This window comes from Actinocorallia libanotica, from assembly GCF_039525175.1.
Classification (GTDB): domain Bacteria; phylum Actinomycetota; class Actinomycetes; order Streptosporangiales; family Streptosporangiaceae; genus Actinocorallia; species Actinocorallia libanotica.
Genome location: NZ_BAAAHH010000002.1, coordinates 145174 through 161525, shown reverse-complemented (window position 1 = coordinate 161525; position 16352 = coordinate 145174). Strand labels below are relative to the sequence as shown.

The window sequence follows — 16352 nt, the reverse complement described above, 5'->3', positions numbered from 1 at the left end:
GGTCACAGCCACCCCTGCTGCCGGGCCCGCTGGAGCGCCTCGGCCCGGTTGCGCGCGCCGACCTTGTTGATCGCCGCCGACAGGTAGTTGCGGACGGTGCCCTCCGACAGGTGCAGCCGTGCCGCGATGTCGGCGATGGCCGCCCCGCCCCGTCCCGCCTGGAGCACGTCCCGCTCCCGCGCGGTCAGCGGGTTGGGCCCCGCGCTGAGCGCGGCGGCGGCGAGCGCGGGGTCGATGACCCGCTCGCCCGCCAGGACCCTGCGGATGGCGGCGGCCAGCTCCTCGGCGGGGCTGTCCTTCACCAGGAAGGCGACGGCCCCCGCCTCCATCGCCCGGCGCAGGTAGCCGGGCCGGCCGAACGTCGTGAGGATCATGACGCGGCAGCCGGGGACGGTGCCGCGCAGCTCGGCGGCGGCGGTCAGGCCGTCCTTCTCGGGCATCTCGATGTCCAGCAGGGCGACGTCGGGCCGCAGCTCGGCGGCGAGCCGCACCGCCTCGGCGCCGTCGCCCGCGGTGGCGACCACGTCGAGGTCGTCTTCGAGGGACAGCAGGGTGGCCAGGGCGCCGCGCACCATGGCCTGGTCTTCGGCGAGCAGGACGCGGATCACAGGCCGACCCTAACCATGAATCCCCCCGAAGGGCGCGGAGCGGTCTGGACGGTGCCGCCGAGCTCGGCCGCGCGCTCCCGCAGACCGCGCAGTCCGTTGCCGGGGACGGCGGCGGCCTCGGCACGCCCGTCGTCGGTGACTTCGAGGAAGGAGGAGGTGACGGTGATCTCGCAGCGCCGGGCGCGGGCATGGCGGACCACGTTGGTGACGCACTCGCGCACCGCCCAGGCGAACAGCGCGTCGTGCGGCTCGGGCAGGGGAGTGCCGCTCAGGTTCACGACGGGCTCGACACCGGCGGCGGTCAGCACGCTCCGCGCCGAGTCCAGCTCCTCGGCGAGCGTCCGGCGGCGGTAGCCGGTGACGGTCTCCCGGACGTCGCGCAGCGCCTCGCGGGCGACGCCGTTGACGTCCCGCATCTCGGAGGCGGCCCGGGAGGGGTCCCTTTCGGCCAGCCGGGTGGCCAGCTCGCTCTTCAGCGCGATGAGGGACAGGCTGTGGCCGAGCAGGTCGTGCAGGTCGCGGGCGATGCGCAGCCGCTCCTCGGCGGCGGCCAGCCGGGCCACCTCGGCACGGGCCTCGCGCAGCTGCTCGACCAGCTCCCGCGAGTGCCGGAAGGCCAGCATCATCACGCCGAGGCTGAAGGTGGTGGCGGTGACGATGAGGACGCCGTGCTGGCGGGTGCCGATGGCCTCCGACACCGCGAAGGCGGCGAGGGAGCACGCCGCGATCGCGGGAAGCGTCCACCGCTTGGGCAGGAAGATCGCGGAGACCACGGCGGGATAGATGAGGAAGGCGTCGAAGTCCGGGCCCAGCAGCGGCGGAGCCGTCACCGCGACGGTGAGGAACAGCGCGTAGAGCGCCCAGGTCCGCGGGCCGATCGCGTCGTGCCAGGTGTCGCGGACCAGGCAGACGGCGTAGTAGAGGGCGAGGAAGGCCGTGTACGTCAGCGCGGCGAGGATCCGCTTCGCGCCGGAGAGCTCGGCGATCGAGCCGATCAGCGGGATCAGGTAGAGCACGCCCAGGGACAGGCCGATGGCACGCCCGAGCCGAGGGGAGCGGCGCCGCGTCCCCTCGGGCGCGTAGCCGAAGACCAGTTCCATCACGACGCCACGGTAACCCTGCGGTAGCCGAGCAGCGCGAGCGCTCCGAACGCCGCGGTCCAGGCGGCCAGCACGGCGACCGCAGCGGCGGACGGGGCGTGCCCGCCGACGAGGTCCCAGCCGATTTCGGCCATCCGGTTGGCGGGGGTCCACGGCGCGAGGGTCCGCAGGAAGTCCGGCAACTGGCTGACCGGGAGCCACAACCCGCCGACGACCGCCATCGGAAGGTAGACCATGAGCGTCGCGGGCTGGGCGGTGTCGGCCTTGACCGTCGCGCCGACCAGGGTGCCGAGGGCGGCGAACGGCAGGGTGGCGACGGACAGCAGCACCAGCAGGGCGATCCACCGGCCGACCGGGAGCCGGACGTCCTGGGTGAGCGCGGCGGTCAGCGCCACGAGCGCCAGCGACGGAAGGGCCAGGACGAGCGCGGTCGCGATCCGGACGGTGACCACCTTCCAGGCGGCCAGCGGCGTCACGCGCAGCTGGCGCAGCCACCCGCCGTCCAGCTCCGCCGCCAGCCGGGGGCCGGTGGCGTTGAGCGAGGCGCCGATCGCGCCGTAGGAGCCGAAGGCGACCATCATGTACTGGGCGACGGTCAGCCCGGTGCCGGGCTCGGTCTCGCCGGGCGCGGCGAAGACGGTGGAGAAGAGCAGGAACAGGCACACGGGGAAGGCCAGGGTGAAGAAGAGGAAGCGGCGGTCGCGGAGGGTCCGCAGGATCTCCAGGCGCAGGTAGGCGGGCATCGTCTCAGGCTCCTTCGGCGGGACGGGTGAGGGAGAGGAACGCCTCCTCGAGACCGGCGCCGCCGATCTCCAGGTCGCGGATCCGCAGGCCGCTGCGGGTGAACAGGGCCTCGGCGGTGGCGTCGGAGTCGCCGGTGCGCAGTACGGCGGTCGCGCCCTCGATCCGCACCCCGGTGACGCCCGGCAGCAGGTCGAGCCCGGCGGAGGGCTGGTCGCCCAGGGTGAAGCGGACGGTGCGGCCGCCCGCCGCGCGCTTGACCTCCTCGGGCGTGCCGTCCGCGACGGCGCGGCCCGCGGCGATGACGACGACCCGGTCGGCGTTCTCGTCCGCCTCCTCCAGGTGGTGGGTGGCGAAGAGGACGGTGCGGCCGCCCCGGGCGTAGGCGCGCATGCCCGCCCAGAAGGCGCGGCGTGACTCGACGTCCATCGCGGCGGTGGGCTCGTCGAGGACCAGGAGCCGGGGTGCGCCGGCGATCGCCATCGCGAACCGCACGCGCTGGGCCTGGCCGCCGGACAGCCGGCTGGCCCGGCGGCGGGCCAGGGCCGTCAGATCCGCCAGTTCCATGACCTCGGCCAGCGGCAGGGGGTCGGGATAGAGGCCGTGGACGAAGGAGACGGTCTCGGCGACGGTCAGCCCCTCGGGCAGGGAGCCGTCCTGGAGCATCGCGCCGACCAGGCCGCGGGCGACGGCCTCGGCCGGGTCGTGCCCGAACACGCCGATGGTGCCCGAGTCGGGCCTGGCCAGCCCGAGCAGCATGCCGAGGGAGGTGGACTTGCCCGCGCCGTTCGGACCGAGGAGGGCGACGCTCTGCCCGGCGGGGAGTGCGAGGTCCAGCCCGTCGACGGCCTGGACGCCGCCGTAGGCCTTGCGGACCTGGGAGAAGGTGATCGCGTTCATGCCCGCAACGTTAGGAGCGCGGCTTTTCTCCAGGCAGTGCTCGTGATCACCGGTATCGCATGACAAAAGTAAGAAGGCCCGGAACCGCGGGTTCCGGGCCGCTGTGCTCAGGTCACTCGCCCTCGGCGAAGGCGAAGCTCTCGGGCACCTTCACCTTGGCGTTCTGCTCGGCGGTGCCGTAGACGATCCCGATCTCGCGGTGGTGCTTGAGCTCGATCGTGCTCGGGTCGTCCGACACCTCCTTGCCGTCGATGTAGAACCGCAGGGTGTGTGCGGCGTCGGCCTTGAACTGGCCGATCTCGGCCTTGCTCAGCGGGATCTCCCAGATCTGGAAGAGCTGGTCGAGGGTGAAGATCTTGTCGGCGGTGTAGGACTCCACGTGCAGCACGCCGCGGGCGTCGTGGGTGTGCAGCTCGGCGATGTTGCCGGCGGGGTCGATGCCCAGGTTGGCGGGGATCGGCTGCTGCTGCCCGTTGATGAAGAGGCTGAGGTGGGCGTGCTCGTGCTTGGCGTCGCCCTCCATGCCGTACTTCACCTCGAGGCCCAGCGCCTTGGCGGCCCTGACCGGGTCGGTGGGCAGGGACCAGGGCGGGCCCGCCTCGATCCGCGCCTGGTTCTCCTTGGCGATCCGGTCCAGCTTCTCGCCCTCGTTCTTCTCGATCGCCCAGTAGGCGCCGCCGCCCATGGCGCCCACCACCGCGATCACCACGGCGAAGGTGATCAGCCAGCGGACGCGCTCCCGCCGCTTCTCCTTGACCCGCATGGCGGCCACGCGGTCCTTCGCGCTCGCCTTCGCGGCGTCGCCGCCCTTGCTCTTGGTCGCCACTGCTCTGGTCCTCCGGGGGGTAGTCGGGGCACGGCCAAACATGCCCCGGGTAAAGGGTAAGTAAGAGCTTGGACCGCCGAGGTCGCTCCGCGCCACCCCGGGGTCCGGGTGGTTCGTGGAGATTTCTGGGGTAAAGGAGGGGCGGAAATGTCGGGAAAATTAGCAGCGGTGATTTTCCCCTGGCTCTTTCCGGTGTTCCTCATGAATTCGCGAGTCTCCTCAACGACCGGCGCGAGCTGTACTAACGTCCCCCAGCGACGGTTCCGCCGAGGGGGCGGGGAAACGAGCCGTCCGGGGGGATGAGAAATGAAGAGCACCACCAGGAACCTGATCTGCGCCATCACGGTCGCTCCGGTGGTCGCCCTGCTCGCCGGGGCGCCCGCACAGGCCGCCGAGGACGGCCCGCTGGCGAAGCTGCTGGACCGGGACGGCACCCAGGGGTCGGCCGCGGACCTGGCGCGCCCCGTCCTCGGCCCGTTCCCCTACCTGGCCACCGACACGGTGCGCAGCGCCGGCACCTCGCGGGTCGAGGCCAAGCGCGACGGAGCGCACGAGGCCACCGCGCTGCTGGGCCCCACCACCAGCGAGAAGTACGGTCTGAAGGCCGAGGGCATCGCCAGCAAGTGCGTGTCGCCGGCCAAGGGCCCGACCAAGGGCGGCACCCTCATCGAGAAGGGCAGGCTGCAGGGCCAGAAGCTGCCCGAGTACCCCTCGGTCAACCAGCAGGTACCGCTGCGGGACGGCGCGTACGCGATCCTCAACAAGCAGGTGCGCAACGCCGAGGGCTACACCGTCATCGGCACCCAGTTCGTCGACAAGAACGGCAAGACCACCGACGTGGCCAAGACCCGCTGCGTCACCCCCAAGAAGATGATGGCCGCCCAGCGCCGGGTGCCGGACGGCACCGCGGAGCAGGCGGCGCCCGCCCAGGCGCCCGACCCCACCACCCAGGCGGTCGGCGGCCTGCTGGAGGGCCTGGTCTCGGGCCTGATGGACATGCAGGGCCGGCTCGACACCTACATGCAGCGCAAGAGCCCGGTCACCCTCGAAGTGGCCGACGAGCTCGGCGAGAAGATCGGCGAGGCCTCCGTGCCGTACATGCCGGAGAACGCCAAGAACGCCAAGAAGGCCAAGGGCGCGCCCGAGGCGGGCCCCGCGGCGGGGCCGAAGGCCGGACCGAAGGCGGGGCCCGCCGCGCACCGCGGGCAGCGGCGCGCGACGGCCGCCGAGCCCGACCCCAAGCTGCTGGGCAACAAGGTCCTCAACACCAAGGGTGAGGACGTCTTCGACGTGCTCAAGGGCAGCGGCACCAACAGCGGCCTGAAGTCCTCTCTCTTCGAGGAGAAGAAGAAGGGCGCCAAGCCCACCGAGTCCGGCCTGTTCGGCGGCCTGCCCGGCCTGCCGCAGCTCCCGGCGAACGTGACGGACCTGCTCCAGGGGTACGCGGTCTGATCTCGCGCACCAGGGATTCCGCACGGCCTCCGGCCGTGCGGAATCTTCTTCTTCCCGCCCTCAGACGCGGGCGAGTTCGGCGGCGAAGGCCGCGGCGGCGTTCCGCATGACGGGGACGACGGTCTCGATGGCCTCGGGCGTCATCCGGCCGCTGGGCCCCGAGACGGAGAGGGCGGCCAGGGCGGGGGCGCCCGGCAGGGGGACCGCCACGCAGCGCACGCCCAGCTCCTGCTCCTCGTCGTCCATGGCGTACCCCTGCTCGCGGATGGCGGCCAGCTCGGCCAGCAGCACGTCGGGGTCGGTGCGGGTGTGCGGGGTGTGCGAGGGCATGCCGGTGCGGGCCAGGAGGGCGCGCACGTCGTCCTCCGGCAGCTGGGCCAGCAGCGCCTTGCCCACCCCGGTGCAGTGCGGCAGCACCCGGCGGCCCACCTCGGTGAACATGCGCATGGAGTGCCGGGAGGGCACCTGCGCGACGTAGACGGCCTCGTCGCCCTCGAGCACCGCCATGTTCGCGGTCTCGCCGAGCCGGTCCACCAGGTCGGCCAGCGCGGGCCTGGCCCAGGCGCCCAGCAGCCGCGAGGCGCTCTCGCCCAGCCGGATCAGCCGGGGCCCCAGCGAGTAGCGCCGGGAGGCCTCCTGGCGCACGTAGCCCTGGGCGACCATCGTCTGCACCAGCCGGTAGACGGTCGGCATCGGCAGGCCCGCCTTCTCGGTGAGATCGGAGAGCGCCATCTCGCCGCCCGCGTCGGCGAGGTGCTCCAGCAGCTCGAAGGCCCGTTCCAGGGACCGCACAGTCATGGGCTCAGTGTACGGAAACTGCATTTCGCTCTATGAAAGTGGTCTGGGAGGTTATCGCCGAGCATCGTGGGGGATGACCTTGCTGCCCCCCTTGACTCCTCGACGGAGCAACGGAGGCGGCGGTGGAACGGGCGCGACGGCGGGCGTGGGGCGCGGTGCTCACGACGGGACTCGCCCTGTGGGCGCTGCCGGGCACCGCCGCGGCCGTCTGCCCTCCGCCGCTCCCGCCGGACGGGTGGGAGGAGGCCGCGCCTTCGGATCGGCGCGAACCCCGCGAGTCCGGTCCTGACGAGCCCCCGCCGTCGCCCGAGCCCCGGCCCCGCCACCCGTCGGGACGTCCGGTGGCGCAGGTGGCGTTCGAGCTCACGCGTGGGGAAGGCCATGAAGGGGTCGGGAAGGGCCGCGCCACGGTGCGGATCGATGTGGCGCGCGGGGCGGCCGAGCGGGCTCGGCTGGCCGTGACCGGCCCCGTCCGGTGGGAGCGGTTCCCGCGCTCCTGCACGGCGAGGGGGACACGGCTCACCTGCGCCCTGGGCGACGTCGCCGGAAGCACCGAACTCCGGCTCGGCTTCCGGGAGCGCGGCGCGGGCGGGACGGACCGGGCGCTCCAGGCCGTCGTCACGGCACCGGGCCTGCCGGAGACGGTGGAGACCGTCCGGCTCCCGGGCCCGGAATCACGTGCGGGGACGGAGGACCGGTCGGACGGCGCGGTTCCCGGGCCCGTGAAGGGCAGGACACGGGAGGGGGCTTCCGGAGAACGCACGTCGGCGAAGGCCGAGGCCCGCGGGGCGGCGCCGATGGGGAGAGGGACGGACGGCTCGGCGCCGGTGCGGGCCCGGTCGGACGGCGCGGGGCCCGTGCGGAGCAGAACGGGTGACTCGGCATCGGTGCGGAGCGGGACAGGAGTCTCGGGGCCGGCAAGGAGTGGGACAGGTGACTCGGCGTCGGCGCGGGTCAGGAAGGACGGCTCGGCGCCGGTGCGGACGGGGTCGCGGAAACCGGCGGCCGTGAAGGCGAGGAGAGAGGGGCTGGCGCGGACCGCTCCCCGGCGGGCCGACGGTTCGGTGAAGCCGCGCAGGCCGGGCGCTCCGGCCGTCCCCGTGGTTCCCGCCGAGCCCGCGGTCCCCGCCTCGCCCGCGGCTCCCGCGGCTCCGGCGGCTCCGGCGGTGCCGAGGGTGCGGACGTCGCCGTCCGCGCAGGCGCCCGCGGTGCTTCCGGCGCCGCCGAAGGAGTCGGCGGTGGCGCTGCCGCCGGTCAGGCCGACGGTTCCCGCGGCGCCGGTGCCGCGGTTGAGCATCATCAGCAGCGAGGGGCCGCTGGCGGACGACGGGCGCGGCTGGTTCGCGGTGCTGGCGGTGGTGCTGGCGGGCGAGATGGTCCTGCTGTGGTCACTGACCGCCGTGACCTTGTGGCGGCGCCGCACCTGATTCGCGGTGAAGTGAGGGAGAGCGCGCCGGACGGAGAGCGACCGGGCACTTGGGCATACCGGGCTTATCACCTCGTTGATAAAAGGTCCGGATGGGTATCGTCTTGGCGGTTAGTGACCCGGTGTGCCCTGGTTCCGGTAGCCTCGCGAAGTCATACCCACGGCCCTCTCCTGGAGTCCTTCATGGCATTGGGTTCACTGCTCCCCGATCTCAGCCTCCGCCCGCTTGTCGAGTCGTTGGCCGAGCACGCCGTGACCAAGCCCGATGCCCAGGCGTTCACGTTCGTGGACTACTCCAGCGACCGCGACGGCGCCAAGCACACCCTGACCTGGGGCGAGGTCTGGCGCACGACGCAGGCGACGGCCGCCGCGCTGCGCGCGATCGCCGAGCCCGGCGAGCGGGCCGCGCTGCTGCTGCCGCAGGGCCTGGACTACCTGACCGCGATGTGCGGCGCGTTCGCCTCGCAGATCGTGGCGGTGCCGCTGTTCTCCCCGGACCTGCCCGGCAACGCCGACCGGCTGATCCGCGCCTACTCCGACGCCGAGCCCGCCGTGATCGTGACGGTGCGGGCCGCGCTCCCCTACGTCGAGAAGTTCCTGGACGAGCACGAGGTGCCGCGGCCGCGCGGCATCGTGCTCTCCGACGAGCTCGACCCGGAGTCCGGCGCGGGCTGGGAGCTGCCCGAGCTGTCCCCCGGCGACCTGGCGTACCTGCAGTACACCTCCGGGTCGACCAGCAGCCCGGCGGGCGTCGAGATCACCCACGGCGGGTTCGCCGCCAACGCCCGCCAGCTGTGGCGCTCCTGGAACCCGCCGGAGATCGAGACCTGCGAGGCCGTCACCTGGCTGCCGCTCTTCCACGACATGGGCCTGATCACCGCGCTGGCGCTGCCGCTGGTGCACGGCAACCACGTGATCCTCGCCGACCCGATGTCGTTCCTCATGCGCCCGATCCGCTGGATGCGGCTGCTGACGGAGTGCCCGAACGCCTACACCGCGGGCCCGAACTTCGCCTACGACTACGTGGCGGGCCAGGCCAACGCCAAGAGCCTCGAGGGGATCGACCTCAGCGGCGTCAACGTGTGCCTGAACGGCGCCGAGCCGGTCCGCCCGTCCACGCTCAAGGCGTTCAACGACGCGTTCGCCCCGGTGGGACTGCGGCCCGGCGTGCTGCGCCCGGCCTACGGGCTGGCCGAGGCGACGGTCTTCGTCTCCGGCAGCTTCGTCACCAACCCCGACCCGAACGAACCTCCCCGGCAGCTCGGCGTGGACCGCGAGGCGCTCACCCAGGGGCGGATCGTCCCCTCCGGCGCCGAGAACGCCCAGCAGCTGGTCTCGTGCGGCGCGCCGCAGGGCCAGCTCGTCGCGATCGTGGACCCCGAGACCCGGCACGAGCAGCCCGACGGCACCGTCGGCGAGATCTGGGTGCACGGGCCGAACGTCGGCCGCGGCTACTGGGGCAACAGCGAGCGCAGCGCCGAGACGTTCGACGCCGTGATCGAGGCAGCCGCCGAGGGCGTCCCGGCGGGCGGCTGGATGCGCACCGGCGACTTCGGCGCGGCGCACGCCGGCGAGCTGTACGTGACGGGCCGGATCAAGGACCTCATCATCGTCGACGGGCGCAACCACTACCCGCAGGACATCGAGGTCACCACCGAGGAGTCCAGCCCGGCGATCCGGCCCGACTACGTCGCCGCCTTCGCCATCCCCGGCGAGGAGACCGAGCGGCTGGTCGTGGTGGCCGAGCGCAACCGCCGGGTGCCGATCGCCAAGCTGGACATGGCCGAGGTGGAGCGCGCCGTGCGCGCCGGGGTCAACCAGGTGCACGAGATGAGCATCCACGAGTTCGTACTGATCGAACCGGGCTCCCTGTCCCGGACGTCCAGCGGGAAGGTCGCCCGCGCGGCGACCCGGGCCCGCTATCTGGAAGGCGATCTGGTGCGCACCGCCGACCGCCTCACTCGCTGATCCGGGGGGATCGCCACTCATGTACGGCTGGGGTCGCTTCGTCCACCGGTTCCGCTGGCTCGTGCTGCTGTTCGCGACGCTCCTGACGGTCGGTGCGGGCTACGCCGGCCTGGGGGTGTTCCAGCCCGGCGTGCTCAAGCAGGGCGGCTTCGAGGACCCGCACGCCGACTCGACGTACGCCTACCAGCAGGCGGCCGAGGCGTTCGGGTCCGGAAGCCCGGACGTGATGCTCGTCTACCGCAGCGACGAGCACAAGGTGACCGATCCGGAGTTCATGCAGTCGGTGCTGTTCACCGTCGCGCGGCTGCCGGAGAAGCACGTCGAGAAGGTCTTCACCTACTGGCACATCGCGGGGAAGACGAAAGAGGCCAGGGACGGCCGCAAGAACATGATCTCGCACGACGGCCACAGCACGTTCGTGGCGCTGTTCGTGCAGAGCGACCCCGATCCCACCAAGGCCGACCAGGTCAAGGCCCAGAACTTCGAGGCCATCAAGGGCCTGGTCCAAGCGCCCGGGACGACGGTGAAGATCACCGGCGGCATCCCGATCGGCACCGACTTCGTCACCCAGATGAGCTCGGACATCCTGCACGCCGAGATCATCTCGGCGCCGCTGGTCCTCATCATCGGACTGATCGTCTTCGGCAGCGTCGCCGCGGCGGTGCAGCCGATCCTCGTCGGCGTCTTCTCGGCCGTCGGCGCGCTGGGCGTGCTGCGGTTGATCACCCTGGTGACGGACGTCTCCAACCTGGCGATCTCGCTGGTCAGCCTGCTGTCGGTCGGTCTGGCGATCGACTACTCGCTCTTCGTCATCAGCCGGTTCCGGGAGGAGCTGGCCAAGGGACGAGATCCGCGGACGGCCATGGGCGTCACCATGGCCACCGGGGGCCGCACCATCATGTTCTCCGCCGTCACCGTCGCGGTGTCCATGGCGGGCCTGCTGCTGTTCCCGCAGGTGTTCCTGAAGTCGATCGGCCTGGTGGGCATCGCGGTCATCTTCGTGGCGATGCTCTCCACCATCGTGATCCTGCCGGCGATGCTGTCGATCCTCGGGCCGCGCATCGAGTTCGGCCAGATGCCCTGGCGCAAGCGGGCGAAGAAGAAGGCCAAGCCCGAGGAAGAGGGCATGTGGTACCGCCTCGCGCACAGCGTGATGAAGCGGCCGATCATCTACTTCCTGGCCACCAGCGCGGTGCTCATCCTGCTCGTCCTGCCGTTCGCGCGGGTGAACTTCGGCGTCTCCGACCTCCGGTCGCTGCCGGCGGAGATGGAGAGCAGGCAGGCGGCGGAGCTCATCCAGACCGACTTCTCCTCCGGGGTCATGGACCCGATCAACGTGCTGCTCGAAGGCCCCCTGATCCCGAAGAACTACAAGCCGGGCAACGCACTGCCCCAGAACCTGGCGAAGTTCCGGGACAAGGTCGCGGAGCTGCCGGGCGTGGTCGCGGCCAGCTACAACAACACGAACCCTGACGTTGGCATCGTCCAGTTGCAGGTGTCCTACGAGGGCGAGACGCACAGCGAGGAGACCAAGGAACTCGTCCGCAAGCTGCGCGCCATGGACGAGCCGGGGCAGCTTCCGGACGCGGTCAACCACATCAGCGTCGGCGGCAGCACCGCAGGCCAGATGGACCTGATGAAGAGCCTGGGCGAAGCGCTGCCCAAGACCGGCCTCTTCGTGGTGACCGCCATCTTCCTGCTGCTGTTCGCCGCGTTCGGTTCGATCGCGCTGCCGATCAAGGCGATCATCATGAACCTGCTGTCGATCGGCTCGTCGTTCGGCGCGATGGTCTGGGCGTTCCAGGACGGGCACCTGTCGGGGCTGCTCGGCTTCACCGTCACCGGCAGCATCGACGCCACCGCCATGATCCTGGTGCTGTCCATCATCTTCGGCCTCTCGATGGACTACGAGGTCTTCCTGCTCAGCCGGATCCGGGAGGAGTGGGACAACACCCATGACAACCGGGCGGCGGTGGCGCGGGGCCTGCAGCAGACCGGCGGCATCATCACCAGCGCGGCGGTGCTGCTCATCGTCGTGGTCGCGGCCTTCTCGACCGCGAAGATCACCACGGTGCAGGTGCTCGGCGTCGGCCTGCTGGTCGCGGTGGTCGTCGACGCGACGCTGGTGCGCTCGCTCCTGGTGCCCGCGACGATGCGCTTCCTCGGCGACGCCAACTGGTGGCTGCCGGGGCCGCTGAAGGCGCTGCACGCCGCGATCGACCTGCGCGAGGTGCACGACATCGACCTCGGCGGGGCGGGGGAGAAGCAGTCCGCGCCGGGCAAGGGCCGCGCAGTGACGCGGGACACGTCCGGGGCGCTGAACGAGGAGGGGCCCGGCGGGTTCCGGCGGGCCGTGGTCCAGGCGAACGGCGGTTACGCGTGGGCCGGGGAAACACGTTCTGGGACTTCTGGACATCCAGTGAGAAAGCGTGAAATTGTGGCCAACCCCGACGGGGCGGGCTGGCGATGGCGCGAGGTGGAGGATGAATATGCGCACTGAACCGCTGCGGCGTCTCGGAGTGGTGGTCACGGCCTCGGCGCTGCTGGCCACGGTCATGCCCGGCGCGGCCGGCGCCGCGCCCGGGATGAAGTTCAAGCCCGCCGCCAACGGCGCGAAGATCGTCGACTACAAGTGGGTCAGCAAGAACAAGCGGCAGCTGGACATCACCATCAAGACCTCGTCGCTGCCGGGCGTGAACCCGAAGGTCCGGCTGCTGCTGCCCAAGAAGTGGTCGATGAAGTCCAAGAAGACGTGGCCGGTCGTCTTCCTGCTGCACGGCGGCCACGACAACTACCTCTCCTGGACGAAGAACACCTCGATCGAGTCGCAGGCGGCCAAGTACGACGTCATCGTGGCGATGCCCGAGGGCGCCAACGGCTCGTACACCGACTGGTACAACTACGGGAAGTTCGGCACGCCCAAGTGGGAGACCTTCCACATGACGGAGGTCTACCAGCTCCTGGAGCGCAACTTCCGGGTGAGCAAGTCCCGCGCGGTGATGGGCAACTCCTCCGGCGGCATGGGCGCGATGGGCTACGCCGCCCGCTACCGCGGCCGCTTCAAGTACGCCGCCTCCCTCAGCGGCCTGCTGCACCTGCGCGCTCCGTTCATCCCGCAGTTCCTCGACCAGATCAACAGCGGCAACGGCCAGGACCCGGACGCGATCTGGGGCCGCTACCCGGCCGACGTGGAGAACTGGAAGCTGCACAACCCCTACGACCTGGCCGCCGGGCTGAAGGGCACGAAGATCTTCTTCTCGTCCGGCCTCGACGGCGAGGGCGGCGAGGGCGACCCGCCGAACCTCGACCCGTGGGACCTGGGCCTGGTCTCGGAGAAGTGGACCGGCTACACCAACCAGTACTTCAAGCGGCGGCTCAACAGCCTGAAGATCGCCCACACCTCCCACCTGTACGGCAAGGGCCGCCACAACTGGCCGGCCTGGCGCCGGGAGACCAAGTTCGTCTGGCCCAAGATCATGAAGACGATCGGCGCCAAGCAGTACTGACCCCCTGAGCAGGACCGATGAACCCCCGCCACCGCCTCACCCCCCGCCGCCTCGGCGCGCTCGCCCTCACCGGCGTCCTCGCGCTGTCCCTGATGCCCGCCTCGGGCGCTCCCGCCGCGGCCGCTCCCGCCTTCCGCAAAGCCGACAACGGCAGCGCGATCACCGGTTACAAGTGGCTGACGAAGAACAAGCGGCAGCTCGACGTCTCGGTGCGGTCCAAGGGCCTCGGCAGGACCGAGAAGGTGCGCCTGCTGCTGCCCAAGGGCTGGAAGCGGAACACGAAGAAGACCTGGCCCGTCGTGTACCTGCTGCACGGCGGGCGGGCCGGCTACCAGTCCTGGTACAAGAGCTCCACCATCAAAACGCTGGCCGCCAAGTGGGGCGTCATCGTCGTCATGCCCGAGGGCCGCAACGGCTCGTACACCAACTGGTTCAACCACGGGAACTACGGCATCCCCGAGTGGGAGACCTTCCACATGACGGAGGTCTTCCAGCTCGTCCAGCGCAACTTCCACACGAGCTCCCGCCGTGCCGTCATCGGCAACTCCTCCGGTGGCCAGGGCGCCATCACCTACGCCGCCCGCTACAAGGGCCGCTTCAAGTACGCCGCCTCGTTCAGCGGCGTCCTCTCCCTGCTCTCCCCGGGCGTCCCCCAGGCCCTGCGCGAGGTCAACAGCGGCAACGCCGACATCGAAGCCATCTACGGCGACCCCGAGGCGAACCGCGACAACTGGATCGCCCACGACCCCTTCTCCCTGGCCGGGAACCTCCGCGGCACCCAGCTCTACTTCACCTCCGGCAGCGGCGCCCCCATCCCCACCGACATCGCCTTCTTCTCCGAATACATCGTCGGGATGACCAACGGCGACTTCAAGAAGCGCCTCAACGCCCTCAAGATCTCCCACAGGTCCCACATCTACTCCGGCGGCACCCACGCCTGGCCCTACTGGAAGCGCGAGCTCAAGAAGGCCTGGCCCCAGGCCATGAAGACCCTCAAGGCCAAGAAGACCACCTAGCCCGACTCCCGGGACAGACCGGGACGCCCGTCCCTTACGGCGGGAAGGCCTGCTTTCTACGCTCGCGGGATGGACCTTGAGAAGTTCACGTTCCCCCGTGCTCCGGTGCCGGTCCGCGCCATCGCCTACCTGGCGATGATGGCGGCGGGATGGGCCTTCATCGGCTTCCTGAACACCTTCGGCGCCGCGTTCCTCACGGCCGTCGCCGGCGCCCCGGCGGTCCTCGTCCTTCTGCTCTCGTCCCTCGCCATGGCCGTGATCTTCCAGCGCGGCGGCCCCGACTTCGGCGCGATGACCGCCGCGGGCGTCGCGCTGCTGATCACCTCGTTCCTCGTGCCGGGCGACCTCTACCTCAACGCGGTCGGCTCCCGCCAGGAAGCCGTGGTGACGGAAGCGCACTGCATCCGGAGCAGGGGCAGCTGCTCCTACACGTACGAACTGGCCACTCCCGACCGCTCGACCCACCTCGGCCGCCTGCACAACGGCCGCCAGGACGAAGGCGACCGCATCAAGGTGGTCATCGACCCGGCGGGCGTCGTCTCACCCCGTCGAGCCTCGGACGTCTCCTTCGGCTTCTTCGACCTCCTCGCCCTCGCCGCCTGGGCGGCCTGGGTCACGTTCGCCGTCCAGGGCATCAGGGCCGACCGCCGCCATCCGGCCGAGGAGGAATCCCCCTAATCCGCCCCACCCCGCAGAGACCCCTCTCTCTGCAGCATGACAGGCCGCAGGGAGGGAGGCGCGCGGTGAGTGTCGCGGGTCAGGGCTGGAGGAGGTCGAGGGCCTCGCAGGCGCGGGCCACGCCGTCTTCGGCGTTGAGGGAGGCGGCCAGGGAGCGGGCCCGGGTGCGGTAGGGGGGTTTGACGAGGTCCTGGAGGCGGGGGGCGAGGGCCTCGGCGGTGAGGGAGGCCGCGGGGAGCGGGGAGGGGCCGGCGCCCAGGGCGTGGACGCGGTCGGCCCAGTAGGGCTGGTCGCCGAAGAAGGGGCAGACGAGGGAGGGGGCGCCCGCCTTCAGCGCCTCGGCGGTGGTGCCGGCGCCGCCGTGGTGGACGACGCCCGCCATCTGGGGGAAGAGCCAGTTGAAGGGGATGTTCTGGACGACGAACATGTCGTCGTCGGGCTCGATGGGGGAGCCGGGCTGGGGGGAGAGGACGCCGCGCAGGCCGGCGCGGCGGAGGGCGGCGCGGACGTGGCGGTCGGTGGCCGCCGGGTCCTTGGCGGCCATGCTGCCGAAGCCCACGTAGACGGGCGGGGGGCCGTCGTCCAGGAAGCGCAGCAGGTCGGCGGGCGGCTCCCAGTGCGGCTGCTCCAGGAACCAGAAGCCGGTCAGGCGGACGTTGTCGGGCCAGTCGGCCGGGCGGGGGACCAGGGTCGGGCTGAACGCGCACAGGACGGGGGCGCGGCGGGCCGCGGGGAGGGGGCCGCGCAGGGAGAGCTTCGGCAGGCCCAGGCGGCGGGCGCGCCACGGGTCGAGGAAGGGGCGGCACAGCTGCCAGGTGACCCAGTCGAGGAGCTCGAAGCTCAGGCGGTTGGCGTGCGGGCCGAGGAAGCGGGCCTGGGGGAGGAACGGGTGGGGGAAGGCGCGGGTCGGCTGGGACGGCTGGAAGTGCACGATGGCGTGCGGGACGCCCAGGTACTCGCTCACGTGGTGGCCGAGGAAGCCGAGCGTGGGGGCGAGGAACAGGTCGGCGCCATCGGCTCCGGCGAGCACCTCGCCCAGCAGGCGGTCGGCCAGGGGGCGCGCGATGCGCTGGATGTTGCGCAGGAACCGGACGGGGTTGCGGCCGCCGCCGAGGAGCTCCTGCCCCTCGGGTGAGTTCACGATCCGCGTGGGGTCCAGGGAGAGCGGGGCGAAGCCCAGCCCCGCGCCGGTGATCAGCTCCCGGTACTGCTCGCTGGAGATGAGGCGCACCTCGTCGCCGCGTTCGGCCAGGCCGCGGCCGAGCGCGACGCACGGCTGCAGGTCGCCGCGGGAACCGGCCGCGAAGATCACTACTGTCCGGCCCATGGTCTG

The 16352-nt window shown here is 71.5% G+C and carries 14 protein-coding genes; 7 read left to right on the top strand and 7 right to left on the bottom strand.

Annotated elements, in window-relative coordinates:
- Nucleotides 1-2 precede the first annotated feature (2 nt).
- From ABD140_RS03795 to ABD140_RS03775, 5 genes are all read right to left on the bottom strand, one after another.
- Nucleotides 3-608, bottom strand: a complete 606-nt coding sequence (locus ABD140_RS03795; protein WP_344236722.1) for a response regulator — start codon at nt 606-608, stop codon at nt 3-5.
- Nucleotides 605-1708 (bottom strand): sensor histidine kinase, encoded by a 1104-nt coding sequence (locus ABD140_RS03790; RefSeq protein WP_344237269.1) that lies wholly within the window; start codon nt 1706-1708, stop codon nt 605-607. Before ABD140_RS03790 ends, ABD140_RS03795 begins: the two co-directional genes overlap by 4 nt.
- Nucleotides 1708-2451: an ABC transporter permease gene (locus ABD140_RS03785; protein ID WP_344236720.1), complete on the bottom strand. Its 744-nt coding sequence runs from the start codon at nt 2449-2451 to the stop codon at nt 1708-1710. Before ABD140_RS03785 ends, ABD140_RS03790 begins: the two co-directional genes overlap by 1 nt.
- Before the next feature lie 4 nt (nt 2452-2455).
- Entirely contained in the window at nt 2456-3349 is an 894-nt protein-coding gene (locus tag ABD140_RS03780; protein WP_344236718.1) for an ABC transporter ATP-binding protein, read from the bottom strand.
- 112 nt (nt 3350-3461) lie between these two features.
- Nucleotides 3462-4175, bottom strand: coding sequence for a hypothetical protein (locus tag ABD140_RS03775; protein ID WP_344236716.1), 714 nt, complete (start codon nt 4173-4175; stop codon nt 3462-3464).
- Between the two features lie 306 nt (nt 4176-4481).
- Here ABD140_RS03775 and ABD140_RS03770 point away from each other — a divergent pair, with 306 nt between their 5' ends.
- Nucleotides 4482-5627: a hypothetical protein gene (locus ABD140_RS03770; protein ID WP_344236714.1), complete on the top strand. Its 1146-nt coding sequence runs from the start codon at nt 4482-4484 to the stop codon at nt 5625-5627.
- 60 nt (nt 5628-5687) lie between these two features.
- Here ABD140_RS03770 and ABD140_RS03765 read toward each other — a convergent pair whose 3' ends face one another.
- Nucleotides 5688-6425, bottom strand: a complete 738-nt coding sequence (locus tag ABD140_RS03765; protein WP_344236712.1) for an IclR family transcriptional regulator — start codon at nt 6423-6425, stop codon at nt 5688-5690.
- 122 nt (nt 6426-6547) lie between these two features.
- Between ABD140_RS03765 and ABD140_RS03760 the strand changes: the two genes are divergently transcribed.
- The 6 genes from ABD140_RS03760 (at nt 6548) to ABD140_RS03735 (ending at nt 15019) form a co-directional block, all read left to right on the top strand.
- Nucleotides 6548-7852 carry a hypothetical protein gene (locus tag ABD140_RS03760; RefSeq protein ID WP_344236710.1) on the top strand — a complete coding sequence of 435 codons (1305 nt, stop codon included), beginning with the start codon at nt 6548-6550 and terminating at the stop codon, nt 7850-7852.
- 182 nt (nt 7853-8034) lie between these two features.
- Entirely contained in the window at nt 8035-9819 is a 1785-nt protein-coding gene (locus tag ABD140_RS03755; protein WP_344236708.1) for a fatty acyl-AMP ligase, read from the top strand.
- 19 nt (nt 9820-9838) lie between these two features.
- A complete protein-coding gene (locus ABD140_RS03750) occupies nt 9839-12319 on the top strand; it encodes an MMPL family transporter (RefSeq protein ID WP_344236706.1) in 2481 nt (826 codons plus the stop codon).
- Nucleotides 12309-13325 carry an alpha/beta hydrolase gene (locus tag ABD140_RS03745; protein ID WP_344236704.1) on the top strand — a complete coding sequence of 339 codons (1017 nt, stop codon included), beginning with the start codon at nt 12309-12311 and terminating at the stop codon, nt 13323-13325. Before ABD140_RS03750 ends, ABD140_RS03745 begins: the two co-directional genes overlap by 11 nt.
- Before the next feature lie 17 nt (nt 13326-13342).
- Nucleotides 13343-14341: an alpha/beta hydrolase gene (locus ABD140_RS03740; RefSeq protein ID WP_344236702.1), complete on the top strand. Its 999-nt coding sequence runs from the start codon at nt 13343-13345 to the stop codon at nt 14339-14341.
- Between the two features lie 69 nt (nt 14342-14410).
- The gene (locus ABD140_RS03735; RefSeq protein WP_344236700.1) at nt 14411-15019 is read left to right on the top strand and encodes a hypothetical protein; all 609 of its coding nucleotides are present in this window, start codon (nt 14411-14413) and stop codon (nt 15017-15019) included.
- 79 nt (nt 15020-15098) lie between these two features.
- Here the strand turns inward: ABD140_RS03735 and ABD140_RS03730 are convergent, their stop codons facing one another.
- Nucleotides 15099-16346, bottom strand: coding sequence for a glycosyltransferase (locus ABD140_RS03730; protein ID WP_344236698.1), 1248 nt, complete (start codon nt 16344-16346; stop codon nt 15099-15101).
- Nucleotides 16347-16352 lie beyond the last annotated feature (6 nt).

Coding starts and splice junctions, on each gene's coding strand:
- ABD140_RS03740 (WP_344236702.1), top strand. CDS start 13,343: ATGAACCCCCGCCACCGCCTCACCCCCCGCCGCCTCGGCGCGCTCGCC.
- ABD140_RS03730 (WP_344236698.1), bottom strand. CDS start 16,346: ATGGGCCGGACAGTAGTGATCTTCGCGGCCGGTTCCCGCGGCGACCTG.
- ABD140_RS03780 (WP_344236718.1), bottom strand. CDS start 3,349: ATGAACGCGATCACCTTCTCCCAGGTCCGCAAGGCCTACGGCGGCGTC.
- ABD140_RS03765 (WP_344236712.1), bottom strand. CDS start 6,425: ATGACTGTGCGGTCCCTGGAACGGGCCTTCGAGCTGCTGGAGCACCTC.
- ABD140_RS03770 (WP_344236714.1), top strand. CDS start 4,482: ATGAAGAGCACCACCAGGAACCTGATCTGCGCCATCACGGTCGCTCCG.
- ABD140_RS03750 (WP_344236706.1), top strand. CDS start 9,839: ATGTACGGCTGGGGTCGCTTCGTCCACCGGTTCCGCTGGCTCGTGCTG.
- ABD140_RS03785 (WP_344236720.1), bottom strand. CDS start 2,451: ATGCCCGCCTACCTGCGCCTGGAGATCCTGCGGACCCTCCGCGACCGC.
- ABD140_RS03745 (WP_344236704.1), top strand. CDS start 12,309: ATGCGCACTGAACCGCTGCGGCGTCTCGGAGTGGTGGTCACGGCCTCG.
- ABD140_RS03755 (WP_344236708.1), top strand. CDS start 8,035: ATGGCATTGGGTTCACTGCTCCCCGATCTCAGCCTCCGCCCGCTTGTC.
- ABD140_RS03790 (WP_344237269.1), bottom strand. CDS start 1,708: ATGGAACTGGTCTTCGGCTACGCGCCCGAGGGGACGCGGCGCCGCTCC.
- ABD140_RS03735 (WP_344236700.1), top strand. CDS start 14,411: ATGGACCTTGAGAAGTTCACGTTCCCCCGTGCTCCGGTGCCGGTCCGC.